Genomic DNA, 18,032 nt, shown 5'->3' with positions numbered 1-18,032 from the left:
ATATGAAATTAAATAAATATATCGATCATACGCTTTTAAAACAAGATGCAACAGAAAATCAAATTGATTGTTTGTTGTCTGAGGCTAGGGAGTATGATTTTGCCAGTGTTTGCGTTAATCCGACCTGGGTTGAACATGCCAAAAAAGGGCTTGAAGGCACAGATGTCAAGGTCTGCACAGTAGTAGGTTTCCCCTTGGGAGCAACAACTTCAGCTGTGAAAGCTTTTGAAACCAAAGAAGCTATTCAAAATGGTGCAGACGAGATTGATATGGTGATCAATGTTGGGGCTCTCAAAACAGGTAATCTTGATTTGGTTGAATCGGACATCCGTGCGGTTGTAGAAGCAAGTGGTGACAAGTTAGTGAAAGTCATTATTGAAGCATGCCTTCTGACTGACCAAGAAAAAGTTTTGGCTTGCCAATTGGCCCAAAAAGCGGGGGCTGACTTCGTAAAAACTTCAACTGGCTTTTCAACTGGTGGTGCTACGATAGCAGATGTTAGATTAATGCGTGAAACAGTTGGTCCTGATATGGGTGTCAAGGCCGCCGGCGGAGCTCGTTCTTATGCAGATGCTCTTGCCTTTGTTGAAGCAGGGGCGACCCGTATTGGAACGTCAGCTGGAGTAGCAATTCTAAAAGGAGAATTGGCAGATGGCGACTACTGAGTTGATTGAACTGGCAATTGAAACCAGCAAACATGCCTATGTCCCCTATTCTCACTTTCCTATCGGAGCAGTTTTAGTAGCCAAAGACGGAAGTGTTTACACGGGAGTGAATATCGAAAATGCTAGCTATCCTTTGACCAATTGCGGTGAGAGAACAGCCATTTTTAAGGCTGTATCTGAAGGGCAAAGAGAATTTTCAGAGCTGATTGTTTATGGTCAAACTGAAAAACCGATTTCACCATGTGGTGCTTGTCGCCAAGTAATGGTCGAATTTTTTGAACAAGATCTAAAAGTGACCTTAGTCGCAAAAGATAAATCGACGGTCGAGATGACGGTCGGGGAATTACTTCCATATTCTTTTACAGACTTAAACTAGTCTGAGTCGCTCTTTGAGTGGCACGGTCCTTGTGACCAATCAATCCATACTTGCAACATCGTTGCACATCTTATTTAGGAGGTTCAGTAATGAACAAGAAACAATGGCTAGGCCTTGGTCTAGTTGCAGTAGCAGCAGTTGGACTTGCTGCATGTGGTAACCGCTCTTCTCGTAACGCAGCTTCATCTTCTGATGTGAAGACAAAAGCAGCAATCGTCACTGATACTGGTGGTGTTGATGACAAATCATTCAACCAATCAGCTTGGGAAGGTTTGCAGGCTTGGGGTAAAGAACACAATCTTTCAAAAGATAAAGGTTTCACTTACTTCCAATCAACAAGTGAGGCTGACTACGCTAACAACTTGCAACAAGCGGCTGGAAGTTACAACCTAATCTTCGGTGTTGGTTTTGCCCTTCACAATGCGGTTGAAGAAGCAGCTAAAGAACATTCTGACTTGAACTATGTCTTGATTGATGATGTGATTAAAGATCAAAAGAATGTTGCGAGCGTAACTTTCGCTGATAATGAGTCAGGTTACCTTGCAGGTGTAGCTGCAGCAAAAACAACTAAAACAAAACAAGTTGGTTTTGTAGGTGGGCAGGAGTCAGAAGTTATCTCTCGTTTTGAAGCTGGTTTCAAGGCAGGTGTTGCCTCAGTAGACCCATCTATCAAAGTACAAGTTGACTATGCTGGTTCATTTGGTGATGCTGCTAAAGGTAAAACAATTGCAGCAGCACAATACGCAGCTGGTGCAGATATTGTTTACCAAGTAGCTGGTGGTACAGGTGCTGGTGTCTTTGCAGAAGCAAAATCACTCAACGAAAGCCGTCCTGAAAATGAAAAAGTTTGGGTTATCGGTGTTGACCGTGACCAAGAAGCAGAAGGTAAATACACTTCTAAAGATGGCAAAGAATCAAACTTTGTTCTTGCATCTACTTTGAAACAAGTTGGTACAACTGTAAAAGATATTTCTAACAAGGCAGAAAAAGGTGAATTCCCTGGCGGTCAAGTGATCGTTTACTCATTGAAAGATAAAGGGGTTGACTTGGCAGTAACAAACCTTTCAGAAGAAGGTAAAAAAGCTGTCGAAGATGCTAAAGCTAAAATCCTTGATGGAAGCGTAAAAGTTCCTGCAAAATAATGGATGGAAGTTATTTCTTAGGAAGCGGCCATCGGCCGCTTTTTAAGAGTTGAGACAAAGTCATTTTGTCTCAGTAAAGCTTGCTACTAGATAAACTAGCAAGTTTTATTGAAATAAAATAAGACTCTGAAAGGAAGAGCACATGGCACACGAAAATGTCATTGAGATGCGTGATATTACCAAGGTGTTTGGTGAATTTGTTGCCAACGACAAAATCAACCTGCACCTACGAAAAGGTGAAATTCATGCACTTTTAGGAGAAAATGGGGCTGGTAAGTCCACGCTCATGAACATGTTAGCAGGGCTTCTTGAACCAACTAGTGGTGAAATCGCGGTCAACGGTCAAGTTGTCAATCTTGACTCCCCATCTAAAGCAGCTGGCTTGGGAATCGGAATGGTTCACCAGCACTTTATGTTGGTAGAGGCTTTCACGGTGGCTGAAAACATTATTTTAGGAAGTGAATTGACTAAAAATGGTGTGCTAGATATCGCTGGAGCTAGCAAAGAAATCAAGGCTCTTTCTGAACGTTATGGCTTAGCTGTGGACCCTTCTGCCAAGGTAGCAGACATCTCAGTTGGAGCCCAACAACGTGTGGAAATTTTAAAAACCCTTTATCGGGGGGCTGATATTCTTATCTTTGACGAACCAACGGCTGTTTTGACTCCATCAGAAATTGAGGAGTTGATGGCCATTATGAAAAATCTTGTTAAAGAAGGAAAATCAATTATCTTGATTACCCACAAGTTGGATGAAATTCGTGCAGTTTCTGACCGCGTTACAGTTATCCGTCGTGGGAAATCAATTGAAACCGTCAAAATTGCAGGAGCTACTAATGCTGATTTGGCAGAAATGATGGTAGGACGTTCTGTTTCCTTTAAAACAGAGAAACAAGCCTCTCAACCAAAAGAAGTGGTCTTGTCAATCAAAGATTTGGTGGTCAATGAAAACCGTGGTGTTCCAGCTGTGAAAAATCTGTCCTTGGATGTTCGTGCTGGAGAGATTGTTGGTATTGCAGGGATTGATGGAAATGGTCAGTCTGAACTGATTCAAGCCATTACAGGTCTTCGCAAGGTTGAATCTGGTAGCATTGAGCTAAAAGGAGATTCAATTGTAGGCTTGCATCCACGACAAATTACAGAGCTAAGTGTTGGGCACGTTCCAGAAGACCGTCACCGTGATGGTTTGATTTTAGAGATGATGATTTCTGAAAATATTGCCCTTCAAACCTACTACAAAGAACCACATAGTAAAAATGGAATTTTGAACTATTCAAATATTACTTCTTATGCTAAAAAGCTAATGGAAGAATTTGATGTTCGTGCTGCCAGTGAATTTGTTCCTGCAGCTGCACTTTCAGGAGGAAATCAACAAAAAGCAATTATTGCTCGTGAAATTGATCGTGATCCTGATCTCCTTATCGTCAGCCAGCCAACTCGTGGTTTGGATGTCGGTGCCATTGAATATATCCACAAACGCTTGATTGAAGAGCGTGATAATGGTAAGGCTGTCCTTGTTGTCAGCTTTGAACTAGATGAGATTTTAAATGTCTCAGATCGTATTGCCGTTATCCACGATGGTAAGATTCAAGGTATTGTGTCACCAGAAACAACCAATAAACAAGAACTTGGTGTCTTGATGGCTGGTGGAAACTTGGGAAAGGAGAAGAGTGATGTCTAAAAAACTACAACAAATTTCGGTTCCCTTGATTTCTGTCTTTCTAGGAATTTTACTTGGAGCCATTGTCATGTGGATCTTCGGTTATGATGCTATTTGGGGCTACGAAGAATTGTTCTACACGGCCTTTGGTAGTCTGCGTGGGATTGGAGAAATCTTCCGTGCTATGGGGCCTTTGGTCTTGATTGGTCTTGGTTTTGCTGTTGCCAGTCGTGCAGGTTTCTTTAACGTCGGGCTTCCTGGTCAGGCCTTGGCTGGTTGGATTCTTAGTGGTTGGTTTGCTTTGTCGCATCCAGATATGCCACGTCCCTTGATGATTCTAGCAACTATCGTGATTGCCTTGATTGCTGGAGGGATTGTTGGCGCGATTCCAGGTATTCTTAGGGCTTATCTAGGGACGTCAGAGGTTATCGTAACCATCATGATGAACTACATTGTCTTGTATGTAGGGAATGCCTTTATCCATGCCTTCCCTAAAGACTTTATGCAAAGTACAGATTCGACAATTCGTGTTGGTACTAATGCAACCTATCAGACACCTTGGTTGGCTGAGTTGACTGGTAATTCACGGATGAATATCGGTATTTTCTTTGCTCTCATTGCCGTTGCAGTCATTTGGTTCATGCTCAAGAAAACAACCCTTGGTTTTGAAATCCGTGCGGTTGGTCTTAATCCACATGCTTCAGAATACGCTGGTATTTCTGCAAAACGAACGATTATCCTATCAATGATTATTTCAGGTGCCTTGGCAGGTCTTGGTGGAGCTGTTGAAGGACTTGGAACCTTCCAGAACGTCTATGTTCAAGGCGCATCATTAGCCGTCGGATTTAACGGAATGGCGGTTAGTCTGCTTGCGGCCAACTCACCAATTGGTATTCTCTTTGCAGCCTTCCTATTTGGTGTTCTCCAAGTTGGAGCCCCTGGTATGAATGCGGCGCAGGTACCGTCTGAGCTTGTCAGCATTGTAACGGCGTCTATTATCTTCTTTGTCAGTGTTCATTACCTTATCGAGCGCTTTGTCAAACCGAAAAAACAAGTTAAAGGAGGTAAGTAAAGATGTCTATTACAACCTTGCTCACCCTCTTGGTGTCTTCTATGCTGATTTACTCAGCACCCCTCATCTTTACAAGTATTGGCGGTGTTTTCTCTGAACGTGGTGGTGTGGTAAACGTTGGCCTTGAAGGAATTATGGTTATGGGTGCCTTTTCTGGAGTCGTCTTTAACCTTGAATTTGCAGAACAATTTGGAGCAGCAACTCCATGGCTATCTTTGCTTGTAGCAGGATTGGTAGGGGGAATCTTTTCTATCATCCACGCAGCAGCGACGGTTCATTTCCGTGCAGACCATGTTGTCAGCGGTACAGTATTAAATTTGATGGCGCCTGCCTTGGCTGTTTTCTTGGTTAAAGTTCTTTATAACAAAGGACAAACCGACAACCTAAGTCAAACTTTTGGACGCTTTGACTTCCCAGTCTTGGCAAATATCCCAGTTATTGGTGATATCTTCTTCAAGTCAACAAGTCTGCTAGGTTATATCGCGATTGCCTTCTCGTTCCTTGCTTGGTTTATCCTCTTCAAGACCCGTTTTGGTCTTCGTCTCCGCTCTGTCGGTGAACACCCTCAAGCAGCGGATACCTTGGGAATCAATGTCTACAAGATGAGATATTTAGGGGTTATTATTTCAGGTTTCCTAGGTGGAATTGGCGGAGCGATTTATGCTCAATCAATCTCAGTTAACTTCTCAGTAACAACTATTGTTGGGCCTGGATTTATCGCCCTTGCTGCAATGATCTTTGGAAAATGGAATCCAATCGGAGCTATGCTATCTAGTCTCTTCTTTGGACTTTCACAAAGTTTGGCTGTTATCGGTTCTCAATTGCCATTCCTACAAGGAGTGCCAGCGGTTTACCTTCAAATCGCACCTTATGTTTTGACAATTCTTGTCTTGGCAGCCTTCTTTGGAAAAGCAGTTGCACCAAAAGCAGATGGTATCAACTATATCAAATCAAAATAAGCATACAAAAAAACGTCAGTTCTGTTTAAACTGGCGTTTTATTTTTTAGGATTTTGATGGGTTAGGTTTAATCCCCAAGGGACCAAATTTTCAGTTTTATTTTTGATACGAGCGATATTGTCCTTATGTCGAATGATAATCAAACTAGCAAGAGCTAGGATAATAGCGATGAAGAGAGGGTCATAGTTATTCAGGATAAAACCAAAAAGTGGAAAGAGTAGAACTCCGATGACAGCTGCGATAGATGCTGTGACACTAGACAGTGAAATCATGCTACCAAGATAGAGGGTTCCAAAGAAAACAACTGCAAGGTAGAGACAGAAGACAGGCGCAAATCCGAAAATCACTCCAGCACTGGTTGCGACAGCCTTGCCTCCCTTAAATCCTGCAAAGATAGGGAAGGTATGGCCAATAACAGCCAAAAGTCCAAAGATGAGAGGAGAAACGCCTTGCAGATAAAACATAATCGGAAGAAGCGTTGCTAGGGTTCCTTTAAAAAAGTCAATCACAAAGGTTGCCATACCAGCTTTCTTACCTAAAATGCGGAAGGTATTGGTTGTTCCGGTATTTCCAGAACCATGTTCACGCAGATTGATTTGAAAGAATACCTGTCCAATCCAGAGACCAGACGGAATCGAACCCAGCAGATAGGCTAGGATTAATAAAACTATTGTAATCATACTCCTATTATATCATGAATTGGGAAAGAAAGGCAGAGAATCACTTCTGAAATTGTCACACCGGAGAAAGAAAAATTTTGCAAAATCCTTGGAAAACCTGTAGAATAGTAAAGATGAACGAATAGGAGGTTCCTTGTGTCAAAAAAGGAAATCAATATTAACAATTATAATGATGATGCCATTCAGGTGCTAGAAGGGTTGGATGCAGTTCGAAAACGTCCAGGGATGTATATCGGATCGACCGATGGTGCTGGTCTCCACCACCTAGTCTGGGAAATTGTCGATAATGCAGTCGATGAAGCCCTGTCTGGGTTTGGCGATCGTATTGATGTGACCATTAATAAAGACGGAAGTTTAACGGTTCAAGACCACGGACGTGGAATGCCGACAGGTATGCACGCTATGGGAATTCCAACTGTTGAGGTTATCTTTACCATTCTCCACGCAGGAGGGAAATTCGGTCAAGGAGGCTACAAGACATCAGGTGGTCTCCACGGGGTGGGTTCTTCCGTTGTTAACGCTCTTTCAAGTTGGCTGGAAGTTGAAATTACCCGTGATGGGGCAATCTATAAGCAACGTTTTGAAAATGGGGGAAAACCTGTCACGACCTTGAAGAAAATCGGTACAGCACCCAAGTCTAAAACAGGTACCAAGGTTACCTTCATGCCGGATGCGACTATCTTTTCTACGACAGATTTCAAGTACAATACCATTTCAGAGCGTCTTAATGAATCAGCCTTTCTCTTGAAAAATGTGACCTTGTCTTTAACGGACAAGCGAACAGATGAAGCGATTGAGTTTCATTATGAAAACGGGGTGCAGGACTTTGTTTCTTATCTGAACGAAGACAAGGAAACCTTGACGCCAGTTCTTTACTTTGAAGGTGAAGACAATGGTTTTCAAGTGGAAGTTGCGCTTCAGTATAATGACGGATTTTCAGATAATATTTTGTCCTTTGTCAATAACGTTCGCACCAAGGACGGCGGAACGCATGAGACAGGACTCAAATCTGCTATCACTAAGGTCATGAATGACTATGCGCGTAAGACGGGGCTTCTCAAGGAAAAAGATAAAAACCTTGAAGGGTCAGACTATCGTGAGGGGCTAGCGGCCGTTCTTTCTATCTTGGTTCCTGAAGAACATCTCCAGTTTGAAGGACAGACCAAGGACAAACTAGGAAGTCCACTAGCTCGCCCAGTTGTGGATGGCATTGTGGCGGATAAGTTGACCTTCTTCCTTATGGAAAATGGGGAATTGGCTTCTAATCTCATTCGCAAGGCTATCAAGGCGCGTGACGCGCGTGAGGCGGCACGTAAGGCGCGTGATGAGAGTCGAAATGGTAAGAAAAACAAGAAGGATAAGGGCTTGTTGTCTGGGAAATTGACCCCAGCCCAGTCTAAAAATCCTGCTAAGAATGAACTCTATCTAGTCGAGGGAGACTCTGCCGGTGGTTCTGCCAAACAAGGCCGTGACCGTAAGTTCCAGGCAATCTTGCCTCTTCGTGGTAAGGTTATCAATACCGCCAAAGCCAAGATGGCGGATATCCTCAAAAATGAGGAAATCAACACGATGATTTATACCATCGGTGCGGGTGTCGGAGCAGACTTCTCCCTTGAAGATGCCAACTATGACAAGATCATTATCATGACCGATGCGGATACTGACGGTGCCCATATCCAGACCTTGCTCTTGACATTTTTCTACCGTTACATGCGTCCGCTAGTCGAGGCAGGACATGTCTATATCGCCCTTCCGCCTCTTTACAAGATGTCAAAAGGTAAAGGCAAGAAAGAAGAAGTGGCCTACGCTTGGACGGACGGAGAGCTAGAAGAACTCCGTAAGCAGTTCGGTAAAGGCGCTACCCTCCAACGCTACAAAGGTCTTGGTGAGATGAATGCCGACCAGCTCTGGGAAACAACCATGAATCCAGAAACCCGTACCCTTATCCGTGTCACCATTGAAGACCTAGCTCGCGCCGAACGCCGCGTCAATGTTCTCATGGGAGATAAGGTCGAACCACGCCGTAAGTGGATTGAGGATAATGTCAAGTTTACGCTGGAAGAAGCGACAGTGTTTTAAGTCAGTTTTTAATGAATGGGTATCAACATGAGAGCTGAAACAGAAATGCTAGATCTGATTTTACAGACTGCCAAAACTTTACAAGTCAAAGCTGTCGCTATGTCTGGTTCACGGACAAACCAAAATGCTCCAAAAGATGAATTTCAAGACTACGATGTGGTCTATGTCGTGGATGATTTTGATAATCTGATGAGTGACCTTTCTTGGTTGAATCAGTTTGGAAAACGCATTATCGAGCAAGAAGTCAGTCTTGGTAATCGTCGTCTCTATCTCATGCTCTTTGAAGATGGCAATCGTATTGATTTGACTCTTTGCCCTAAAGAACACATTCAAGAGTGGGTGGATAGCGAGACAGGATTCATAGTTTTAGTAGATGAGAAGGGCTTGTTTGAGTCATATTCTCCCAGCCCAGAGCGTTACTGGATAACCCCAGCTACTGAGACAGATTTTAAAAATTCCTGCAATGAATTTTGGTGGGTATCATCCTACGTGGTCAAAGGAATTTGTCGCTATCAAGTCATCTATGCGACGGACCATCTCTATGGTATTTGTCAGCAAGAGTTGTTAAAAGTCTTAGCTTGGCAGGTAGCAAGTGATAAGGGAACAGTAGACGTCGGCAAGAATTATAAGTATCTTTTTAACTATTTACCCATTGAGAAAGAAAAGGAATTCTCAAATCTGCTTGATTTTTCAAGTATAGATAAAATCACTCAGTCTTTGTTTGCTACAATGAAGTTTTTCCACCAAGAGGCTCAATCCCTTTCTCAAAAGGTGGGGGTTGATTACGATAAAGAAGTAGCTGAGAGAATGATTCAGTATGCTGAGGAGAGACTCGAAACAAATGAAACATTTACAAAATAATAAGATAACAAAATTTTTACTGATTAGTTTTCTCATTTCTTGGGGATTTGGTTGGGGATTGCTCGCTTTTCTGACGCAAATGAGCCTCTTAAGTCTAACAAGTCCACTAGGAGTTTTTCTCCATTTACTAGGAGGTTTCGGTCCAACCATTGCAGCCATTTCTTGTTTGCCTCAAAAATCCATTAAAAGCATAGTCTCTTTTATCTTAGGGGACTCAAAGAAACATATTTTGTTATTTCTTTTACTAATTTTCGTGCAGACAGGTGTCATTGCTTTCTCATCTAAGGAGCTTAATCCGGCTTTTCCACTAGGAAATTTGTTAGTTGTTTTTTTGAGTGCAGTCTGTGTTTATGGTGGCGAAGAAGAATTGGGATGGCGAGGCATCTTGCAACCAACTTTGGAAACTAGATTCTCCTTTTGGATTTCCGGTTTGATAACAGGTTGTATTTGGGCAATATGGCATGTACCTTTATGGTTTGTGATTGGAAGTTCCCAAAGTGGGATGCCTTTTATATTATTCAGTCTATTTGCAATTTATCTCAGTATTCTTCTAGCAGCTGTTTTCAAAAAGACAAAGTCGGTCCTTTTTTGCGCCATTTTTCACGGTCTAATTAATACCCTACTTAGCTTATTTGTTATTAAAATTAATCTTTTATTCATTCTAGGATTAGTAGGATTGCTCTTCTTTTCTCACTACCTACAAAGAAACAGTTAAATTTATAAAATATAGATTTACTTTACAATAAAACACTAAAAAGAGAATTATTATGTCTAACATTCAAAACATGTCCCTTGAGGACATCATGGGAGAGCGCTTTGGTCGCTACTCCAAATACATTATTCAAGACCGAGCCTTGCCAGACATTCGTGATGGCTTGAAGCCGGTTCAGCGCCGTATTCTTTATTCGATGAATAAGGATGGCAATACCTTTGACAAGAGTTACCGTAAGTCGGCCAAGTCTGTCGGTAACATCATGGGGAATTTTCACCCACACGGTGACATTTCTATCTATGATGCCATGGTTCGTATGTCACAGGACTGGAAAAATCGTGAGATTCTAGTCGAAATGCACGGTAATAACGGTTCTATGGATGGAGATCCGCCTGCGGCTATGCGTTATACTGAGGCACGTCTGTCTGAAATTGCTGGCTATCTTCTTCAGGATATCGAGAAGAAGACAGTTCCCTTTGCTTGGAACTTTGACGATACCGAGAAAGAGCCGACAGTCTTGCCAGCAGCTTTTCCAAATCTCTTGGTAAATGGATCGACTGGTATTTCGGCTGGATATGCCACAGACATTCCTCCCCATAATTTGGCTGAGGTCATTGATGCGGCGGTTTACATGATTGACCACCCAACTGCCAAGGTGGATAAACTCATGGAATTCTTGCCGGGACCAGACTTCCCGACTGGAGGGATTATCCAGGGTCGTGATGAAATCAAGAAGGCCTATGAAACTGGGAAAGGGCGCGTGGTTGTTCGTTCCAAGACTGAGATTGAAAATCTAAAAGGTGGTAAGGAACAAATTGTTATTACTGAGATTCCTTATGAAATCAACAAGGCCAATCTAGTCAAGAAAATCGATGATGTTCGTGTCAATAACAAGGTGGCTGGTATTGCTGAGGTTCGCGATGAGTCTGACCGTGATGGTCTTCGAATCGCTATTGAGCTAAAAAAAGACGCCAATACGGAGCTTGTTCTCAACTACCTATTTAAGTACACCGACCTACAAATCAACTACAACTTTAACATGGTGGCGATTGACAATTTCACACCTCGTCAGGTCGGGATTGTCCCAATCTTGTCTAGCTACATCGCCCACCGTCGCGAAGTGATTTTGGCTCGTTCCCGCTTTGACAAGGAAAAGGCTGAGAAACGTCTCCATATCGTCGAAGGTTTGATTCGTGTAATTTCGATTTTGGACGAAGTCATTGCTCTTATCCGTGCTTCTGAGAATAAGGCTGACGCCAAGGAAAACCTTAAGGTCAGCTATGATTTTACAGAAGAACAGGCTGAGGCTATCGTAACCTTGCAACTGTATCGTTTGACCAATACCGATGTGATTGTCTTGCAAGAAGAAGAAGCAGAACTTCGTGAGAAGATTGCCATGCTTGCGGCGATTATCGGTGATGAGCGGACTATGTACAATCTCATGAAGAAAGAGCTTCGTGAGGTTAAGAAGAAATTTGCGACACCACGTTTGAGCACTTTAGAAGACACTGCGAAAGCAATCGAGATTGATACAGCTAGTCTTATCGCAGAGGAAGATACCTATGTCAGCGTGACCAAGGCAGGCTACATCAAGCGTACCAGCCCACGTTCCTTTGCGGCATCCACTCTGGAAGAAATTGGCAAACGTGATGATGACCGTCTGATCTTTGTTCAATCTGCCAAGACAACCCAGCATCTTTTGATGTTCACGACGCTTGGAAATGTCATTTATCGACCAATCCATGAGTTGGCAGATATTCGTTGGAAGGATATCGGAGAGCATCTGAGCCAGACCATTACAAACTTTGAAACTAACGAAGAAATCCTTTATGTTGAAGTTGTGGATCAGTTTGACGATGAGACAACCTACTTTGCAGCGACTCGGCTTGGTCAAATCAAACGCGTAGAACGAAAAGAATTCACTCCGTGGCGGACCTATAAATCTAAGTCTGTTAAGTATGCTAAACTCAAAGACGAGACAGACCAGATTGTAGCAGTAGCTCCAATCAAACTAGATGATGTTCTCTTGATTAGTCAAAACGGTTATGCCCTGCGTTTCAATATTGAAGAGGTTCCGGTTGTCGGTGCCAAGGCAGCAGGTGTCAAGGCTATGAATCTGAAAGAAGATGATGTCCTCCAATCTGCCTTTATCTGTAATACCTCTTCCTTCTATCTCTTGACACAACGTGGAAGTTTGAAACGTGTTTCTATTGAGGAAATTCCAGCAACCAGCCGTGCTAAAAGAGGACTACAAGTCTTGCGTGAGTTGAAAAACAAACCGCACCGTGTCTTCTTAGCAGGAGCAGTCGCAGAACAAGGCTTCATTGGTGATCTCTTCAGTACAGAAGTGGAAGAGAACGACCAAACTCTGCTTGTTCAATCCAACAAAGGAACAATCTATGAAAGCCGATTGCAAGACTTGAACCTGTCAGAACGAACTAGCAACGGAAGCTTCATTTCTGACACGATTTCAGATGAAGAAGTTTTTGACGCTTACCTTCAGGAAGCTTATACAGAATTTGAATCTAAGAAATGATAAAAAACAATGAAAAGCTTTTTATTGAGAAATTTGTTAAACTATAGATTTAAGAGTTGAATTTGATTATATATACAGAAACGAACAGTGCTGATTCCTAACTGATAGGGACTTGAGCCTACTCGTTTTCCTGTTTTTAGTGGTATAGACCGCTGGATGTTTAAATGTAAAATTGTTAACATATGAGCAACTATACAAGTTGACCTAATAAAAAATAATAATTTTTTAAGAAAACGATTGTGCTTATCTTGTTTTTATGTTATACTAATATCGTTTCAAGGAAGCGCGTTCAAGAAATAGTTCGTTTAAATATAAAAGGAGTTTTATATGTCTCAAAACAAACAAGATAAAGGATTTCGTTTTTCTATTCGTAAACGTAGCGTTGGAGTATGTGGTGTTGCCATTGCAACATTTTTGCTAGGTTCTGGCCTTGTATTTCAAACAAATGTAGTAAAAGCGACAGAGCCAAGCGTTGCTGCAGTTGCTGGTGAAAATATTGCTGCTCATAAGTCTGCAAGTCAGAGTTCGACTGCTTATGGAGGAGATGCCTCTAGAGCAGTTGATGGCAATCGTGATAATGACTACGGACATCGCTCCGTTACCCATACAGATTTTCAAGATCATTCTTGGTGGAAAGTTGATTTAGAGAAAGAAGAACCAGTAGGAACTGTTCGTATTTACAATCGTGGAGACAGTAATGTAGCAGATCGTTTATCTAATTTTGATGTTATTTTGTTAGATAAAGATGGTAAGGAAGTGGCTCGTCAACATGTCGATAGCTTAAACAATCAACCAACAGTTGATGTTCAATTCTCAGGAGTTAATGCACGATATGTAAAAATTGAATTAAATAAATCTAAAACTCCTCTTAGTTTAGCAGAAGTTGAAGTATATCGTGCTGTAAAAGAAGAAAAAGTAGTAGCAGATAAGAAAACAGAAAACCAAGTTAAAACAGAAAGTAAAGCTAAAAAAGATTATACTGCAGAGCTAAATAACTATTTATTTGGTTTAAATTACGATAAACTAAATATTTTGACTAGAAAAGGCGAAGCATTAGAAAATTACACTAATACAAGCACAAAGCAACAAGGAAATGAATTTGTGGTTGTGGAAAAAGTGAAGAAAAACCTTTCTAATGGTTCTGCAGATGTTGCCATTAATGGTAACGGAGATATCTTCTTAGGTGCTTTATTTAAAGCAAATCAAGACCTTCTAGAAAACAAACCACAACAAATTAGTTTAGATCGTAGCAAAGGTAGAATCAGTGTTGATTTACCAGGAATGGTAGGCGGAGATAGCTATGTAGATGCTAATCCAACTGCAAGTGGTATGCAGGAAGGTGTGAATACCTTGTTAAATCGTTGGCATGAAAAATATGCTGCGAAAAATCCTGCTCCAGCACGTATGCAGTATGAATCAACTTCTGCTTACAGCATGAATCAATTGAAAGCAAAATTCGGAAGTGATTTTGAAAAAGTCGGTGTTAATTTGAAAATTGACTTTGAGGCTGTGAACAAGGGTGAAAAACAAGTTGAAGTTGTTGATTTTAAACAAATTTACTATACTGCTAACTTTGATGCTCCAAAAAATCCATCAGATGTATTTGCTCCAGGAGTAACGGTTGATCAATTGAAAGCACGTGGAATTGATGACAAAACACCTCCTGTATACGTGTCAAGCGTTTCATACGGACGTCAAATGTATGTCAAATTTGAAACAACAAGCAAGAGTACAGAGTTGAAAGCAGCGATTAATGCTGTCATCAAAGGGGTGCCTATTAAACCAGAATCTGAATGGGCGCGTGTCTTGAAGGATACAACTGTAACAGTTTCAATCGTAGGTGGAAATGCTGATGGCGCTGCACGTGTTGTGACAGGTACAGTAGAAGATTTGAAGAAATTGATTCAAGAAGGAGCTACTTTCAGTACACAAAACCCTGCTGTTCCAATTTCTTATAAGACTGCATTCTTGAAAGATAATCAAGTAGCCACAATTCAAAGCAATACAGACTACATTGAAACTAAAGTGACTTCATATAAAAATGGTTACCTCAATTTACATCATAAGGGAGCTTACATTGCTCGTTACTATGTTTACTGGGATGAAGTAACTTATGATAAGGATGGAGTTGAAAGCATTCGCTCACGTCAATGGGAAGATAATGGTAAAAACAGAACAGCAGGCTTCCAAACTGAAATTCAATTTAGAGGAAATGTGCGCAATATACGTGTGAAGATTCAAGAAAAAACAGGTCTTGTTTGGGAACCATGGCGTACAGTTTATAATCGCACAGACCTCCCTCTTGTTCAAAAACGTACCATTGTTAACTCAGGTACAACAATCAGACCAAAATACGATGAAAAAGTTGAAAATAACTAATTTTTCACTTGTAAAAGGAATCAGTTCTAAGAGCTGGTTCTTTTTATTTCTAATATTCCTCAGTAATCAAAAATCAACAAAGACAGTCAATTATTTGTTATCAATATATTAATTAGAGTTCCAGTTTTATCTTAGATTTTAAATCAGTATTTTAAGTTGTATAAAATATGTCTTTTAGTATGCTTTTTGACTTTTTTATTTTTTCCTAAAAATGGAGTTTTGGGCCAGACTTTTGAAAAAAATTTTTAATGAGGTGAAAATTGGTAAATTTGAGCATAATATCTTGTAAAAAATTCTAAAATCCTATAAAATAAAAAGTGACGGAGGAATTTATGAATGTAAATCAGATTGTACGGATTATTCCTACTTTAAAAGTTAATAATAGAAAATTAAATGAAACATTTTATATTGAAACCCTTGGCATGAAGGCCTTGTTAGAAGAGTCAGCCTTTCTGTCACTAGGTGATCAAACAGGTCTTGAGAAGCTGGTTTTGGAAGAGGCACCAAGCATGCGTACTCGTAAGGTAGAGGGACGAAAAAAACTGGCCAGATTGATTATCAAGGTGGAAAATCCCTTAGAAATCGAAGGACTCTTATCTAAAACAGATTCGATTCATCAATTATATAAGGGGCAAAATGGCTACGCTTTTGAAATTTACTCGCCAGAAGATGATTTGATTTTGATTCATGCGGAAGATGATAGAGCAAGTCTAGTAGAAGTAGGAGAAAAGCCTGAATTTCAAACAGATTTGGAATCAATTTCTTTAAGTAAATTTGAGATTTCTATGGAATTACATCTCCCAACTGATATCGAAAGTTTCTTGGAATCATCTGAAATTGGGGAATCACTTGATTTTATCCCAGCTCAGGGGCAGGATTTGACTGTGGACAATACGGTTACTTGGGACTTATCTATGCTCAAGTTCTTGGTCAATGAATTAGACATAGCCAGTCTTCGAAAGAGATTTGAATCTACCGAATATTTTATTCCTAAGTCCGAAAAATTCTTCCTTGGTAAAGATAGAAATAATGTTGAATTGTGGTTTGAAAAAGTATGAAGTGGACCAAGATTATTAAAAAAATAGAAGAACAAATCGAGGCAGGGATTTATCCCGGAGCCTCTTTTGCATATTTTAAGGACAATCAATGGACGGAGGTCTATTTAGGACAGAGTGACCCAGAGCATGGCTTACAGACTGAGGCAGGACTAGTTTACGACCTAGCTAGTGTCAGCAAGGTTGTTGGGGTAGGCACAGTTTGTACCTGTTTATGGGAAAAAGGTCAATTAGATATTGACAGACCAGTAACCGACTTTTTACCTGAAAGTGATTATCCAGACATCACTATTCGTCAGCTTTTAACCCATGCTACAGATCTTGATCCTTTTATTCCAAATCGAGACCTTTTAACAGCCTCAGAATTAAAGGGAGCTATGTTTCATCTCAACAGACGAAGTCAGCCAGCCTTTCTTTATTCGGATGTCCATTTTTTACTTTTGGGCTTTATTTTGGAAAGAATTTTTAATCAAGACTTGGATGTGATTTTACAAGAACAAGTCTGGAATCTTTGGGGAATGACGAAAACCAAGTTTGGCCCTGTTGAGCTTGCTGTTCCAACAGTCAGAGGTGTAGAGGCTGGCGTGGTACATGATCCCAAGGCTCGCCTCCTGGGCAGACATGCAGGGAGTGCTGGTTTGTTTTCGACTGTAAAGGATTTACAAATTTTTTTAGAACACTATTTAGCAGATGATTTTGCAAGAGATTTGAGTAAAAATTTTTCTCCTTTGGATGATAAGGAGCGTTCTTTGTCATGGAATTTGGAAGGAGATTGGCTAGACCATACGGGTTATACAGGTACCTTTATCATGTGGAATCGTCAGAAGCAAGAAGCGGCTATTTTCCTATCCAACCGTACCTATGAAAAGGATGAGAGGGCTCAATGGATTGTAGACCGCAATCAAGTGATGGACTTGATTCGTAAAGAAGAGTAAGGAGAGACATGTCAAATAGTTTAAAAGGGACTTTATTAACAGTTGTGGCTGGGATTGCTTGGGGCTTGTCAGGAACGAGTGGCCAATACCTGATGGCACACGGAATTTCGGCTCTGGTCTTGACCAACTTGCGTCTTTTAATCGCTGGTGGAATTCTCATGCTCTTAGCTTATGCTACTGCAAAGGATAAAATGCTGGCCTTTTTAAAGGATAGAAAGAGTTTGCTGTCTCTTCTTATTTTTTCTCTAATTGGTCTATTCCTCAATCAATTCGCCTATCTAACTGCTATTCAGGAAACCAATGCAGGGACCGCGACGGTGCTTCAGTATGTTTGTCCTGTCGGGATTTTGATTTATAGCTGTATCAAGGATAAGGTGGCACCGACCTTAGCAGAGATTATTTCCATCATATTAGCCATTGGAGGAACTTTCCTGATCGCAACCCATGGTCAGTTGGATCAGTTATCTATTACACCTTCTGGACTATTTTGGGGTCTCTTTTCTGCCTTGACTTATGCTCTGTATATCATTTTGCCCATATCCTTGATCAAGAAGTGGGGGAGCAGTTTGGTCATTGGTGTGGGGATGGTTATAGCAGGTTTGGTCGCCCTTCCATTTACAGGAGTTCTACAGACTACTATCCCAACTAGTCTTGATTTTCTTCTTGCTTTTGCGGGTATTATCCTTATTGGGACTGTCTTTGCCTATACAGCTTTCCTAAAAGGAGCTAGTCTGATTGGACCGGTTAAGTCAAGCTTGTTGGCTTCAATTGAGCCAATTTCAGCAGTTTTCTTTGCTTTCCTAATCATGAATGAACAATTCTATTCCATTGATTTTCTTGGTATGGCAATGATATTAGTTGCTGTAACCCTGATTTCTTTGAAAGATTTATTGTTAGAAAAATAAAAAAGCCTCTTTGTCTGTG

15 protein-coding genes are annotated in these 18,032 nt (G+C 41.0%); 14 read left to right on the top strand and 1 reads right to left on the bottom strand.

Annotated features, from left to right (window positions below; translation table 11 throughout):
- The first annotated feature begins 2 nt into the window (after positions 1 to 2).
- The 6 genes from deoC to O3636_RS03445 all read left to right on the top strand — a co-directional run bounded on the left by deoC (position 3) and on the right by O3636_RS03445 (position 5,871).
- Positions 3 to 665 (top strand): deoxyribose-phosphate aldolase, encoded by a 663-nt coding sequence (gene deoC / locus O3636_RS03470; protein ID WP_153192465.1) that lies wholly within the window; start codon positions 3 to 5, stop codon positions 663 to 665.
- Positions 652 to 1,041 carry a cytidine deaminase gene (locus O3636_RS03465; RefSeq protein WP_000246089.1) on the top strand — a complete coding sequence of 130 codons (390 nt, stop codon included), beginning with the start codon at positions 652 to 654 and terminating at the stop codon, positions 1,039 to 1,041. The genes deoC and O3636_RS03465 overlap by 14 nt, the downstream gene beginning before the upstream one ends.
- 89 nt (positions 1,042 to 1,130) lie before the next feature.
- Entirely contained in the window at positions 1,131 to 2,183 is a 1,053-nt protein-coding gene (locus O3636_RS03460) for a BMP family protein (RefSeq protein WP_371641742.1), read from the top strand.
- A 142-nt stretch (positions 2,184 to 2,325) separates the two neighbouring features.
- Complete coding sequence (locus O3636_RS03455) at positions 2,326 to 3,861, top strand: ABC transporter ATP-binding protein (RefSeq protein WP_023940958.1); 1,536 nt, start codon at positions 2,326 to 2,328, stop codon at positions 3,859 to 3,861.
- Positions 3,854 to 4,912 (top strand): ABC transporter permease, encoded by a 1,059-nt coding sequence (locus O3636_RS03450; RefSeq protein WP_314516769.1) that lies wholly within the window; start codon positions 3,854 to 3,856, stop codon positions 4,910 to 4,912. The genes O3636_RS03455 and O3636_RS03450 overlap by 8 nt, the downstream gene beginning before the upstream one ends.
- A 2-nt stretch (positions 4,913 to 4,914) precedes the next feature.
- Positions 4,915 to 5,871 (top strand): ABC transporter permease, encoded by a 957-nt coding sequence (locus tag O3636_RS03445; protein WP_000029119.1) that lies wholly within the window; start codon positions 4,915 to 4,917, stop codon positions 5,869 to 5,871.
- A 38-nt stretch (positions 5,872 to 5,909) separates the two neighbouring features.
- On the opposite strand, the gene plsY is transcribed toward O3636_RS03445, so the two are convergent.
- Entirely contained in the window at positions 5,910 to 6,551 is a 642-nt protein-coding gene (plsY, locus tag O3636_RS03440; protein WP_119919812.1) for a glycerol-3-phosphate 1-O-acyltransferase PlsY, read from the bottom strand.
- A gap of 135 nt (positions 6,552 to 6,686) precedes the next feature.
- Here plsY and parE point away from each other — a divergent pair, with 135 nt between their 5' ends.
- From parE to O3636_RS03400, 8 genes are all read left to right on the top strand, one after another.
- The gene (gene parE, locus O3636_RS03435; RefSeq protein ID WP_173217577.1) at positions 6,687 to 8,630 is read left to right on the top strand and encodes a DNA topoisomerase IV subunit B; all 1,944 of its coding nucleotides are present in this window, start codon (positions 6,687 to 6,689) and stop codon (positions 8,628 to 8,630) included.
- A 27-nt stretch (positions 8,631 to 8,657) separates the two neighbouring features.
- Positions 8,658 to 9,491 (top strand): aminoglycoside 6-adenylyltransferase, encoded by an 834-nt coding sequence (locus O3636_RS03430; RefSeq protein WP_371641739.1) that lies wholly within the window; start codon positions 8,658 to 8,660, stop codon positions 9,489 to 9,491.
- Positions 9,472 to 10,206 carry a lysostaphin resistance A-like protein gene (locus tag O3636_RS03425; RefSeq protein ID WP_371641737.1) on the top strand — a complete coding sequence of 245 codons (735 nt, stop codon included), beginning with the start codon at positions 9,472 to 9,474 and terminating at the stop codon, positions 10,204 to 10,206. The genes O3636_RS03430 and O3636_RS03425 overlap by 20 nt, the downstream gene beginning before the upstream one ends.
- A 52-nt stretch (positions 10,207 to 10,258) precedes the next feature.
- Positions 10,259 to 12,739, top strand: a complete 2,481-nt coding sequence (gene parC / locus O3636_RS03420; protein WP_371641735.1) for a DNA topoisomerase IV subunit A — start codon at positions 10,259 to 10,261, stop codon at positions 12,737 to 12,739.
- Positions 12,740 to 13,066: 327 nt separating this feature from the next.
- Positions 13,067 to 15,118: a thiol-activated cytolysin family protein gene (locus O3636_RS03415; protein WP_371641733.1), complete on the top strand. Its 2,052-nt coding sequence runs from the start codon at positions 13,067 to 13,069 to the stop codon at positions 15,116 to 15,118.
- Positions 15,119 to 15,450: 332 nt separating this feature from the next.
- The gene (locus O3636_RS03410) at positions 15,451 to 16,176 is read left to right on the top strand and encodes a CppA family protein (RefSeq protein ID WP_371641731.1); all 726 of its coding nucleotides are present in this window, start codon (positions 15,451 to 15,453) and stop codon (positions 16,174 to 16,176) included.
- Positions 16,173 to 17,108, top strand: a complete 936-nt coding sequence (locus O3636_RS03405) for a serine hydrolase domain-containing protein (RefSeq protein WP_371641729.1) — start codon at positions 16,173 to 16,175, stop codon at positions 17,106 to 17,108. Before O3636_RS03410 ends, O3636_RS03405 begins: the two co-directional genes overlap by 4 nt.
- An 8-nt stretch (positions 17,109 to 17,116) precedes the next feature.
- Complete coding sequence (locus O3636_RS03400) at positions 17,117 to 18,013, top strand: DMT family transporter (protein WP_261049329.1); 897 nt, start codon at positions 17,117 to 17,119, stop codon at positions 18,011 to 18,013.
- Positions 18,014 to 18,032 lie beyond the last annotated feature (19 nt).

The sequence above is a fragment of the Streptococcus sp. 27098_8_76 genome, from assembly GCF_041432315.1.
GTDB lineage: Bacteria > Bacillota > Bacilli > Lactobacillales > Streptococcaceae > Streptococcus.
Note: the sequence above shows the minus strand (reverse complement) of the source record. Positions and strands in the feature narration are given on the sequence as shown.

Bases quoted from the DNA above. Each gene is read 5' to 3' on its own strand.
- deoC (WP_153192465.1), top strand. From the start codon at position 3: ATGAAATTAAATAAATATATCGATCATACGCTTTTAAAACAAGATGCA.
- O3636_RS03465 (WP_000246089.1), top strand. From the start codon at position 652: ATGGCGACTACTGAGTTGATTGAACTGGCAATTGAAACCAGCAAACAT.
- O3636_RS03460 (WP_371641742.1), top strand. From the start codon at position 1,131: ATGAACAAGAAACAATGGCTAGGCCTTGGTCTAGTTGCAGTAGCAGCA.
- O3636_RS03455 (WP_023940958.1), top strand. From the start codon at position 2,326: ATGGCACACGAAAATGTCATTGAGATGCGTGATATTACCAAGGTGTTT.
- O3636_RS03450 (WP_314516769.1), top strand. From the start codon at position 3,854: ATGTCTAAAAAACTACAACAAATTTCGGTTCCCTTGATTTCTGTCTTT.
- O3636_RS03445 (WP_000029119.1), top strand. From the start codon at position 4,915: ATGTCTATTACAACCTTGCTCACCCTCTTGGTGTCTTCTATGCTGATT.
- plsY (WP_119919812.1), bottom strand. From the start codon at position 6,551: ATGATTACAATAGTTTTATTAATCCTAGCCTATCTGCTGGGTTCGATT.
- O3636_RS03430 (WP_371641739.1), top strand. From the start codon at position 8,658: ATGAGAGCTGAAACAGAAATGCTAGATCTGATTTTACAGACTGCCAAA.
- O3636_RS03425 (WP_371641737.1), top strand. From the start codon at position 9,472: ATGAAACATTTACAAAATAATAAGATAACAAAATTTTTACTGATTAGT.
- parC (WP_371641735.1), top strand. From the start codon at position 10,259: ATGTCTAACATTCAAAACATGTCCCTTGAGGACATCATGGGAGAGCGC.
- O3636_RS03415 (WP_371641733.1), top strand. From the start codon at position 13,067: ATGTCTCAAAACAAACAAGATAAAGGATTTCGTTTTTCTATTCGTAAA.
- O3636_RS03410 (WP_371641731.1), top strand. From the start codon at position 15,451: ATGAATGTAAATCAGATTGTACGGATTATTCCTACTTTAAAAGTTAAT.
- O3636_RS03405 (WP_371641729.1), top strand. From the start codon at position 16,173: ATGAAGTGGACCAAGATTATTAAAAAAATAGAAGAACAAATCGAGGCA.
- O3636_RS03400 (WP_261049329.1), top strand. From the start codon at position 17,117: ATGTCAAATAGTTTAAAAGGGACTTTATTAACAGTTGTGGCTGGGATT.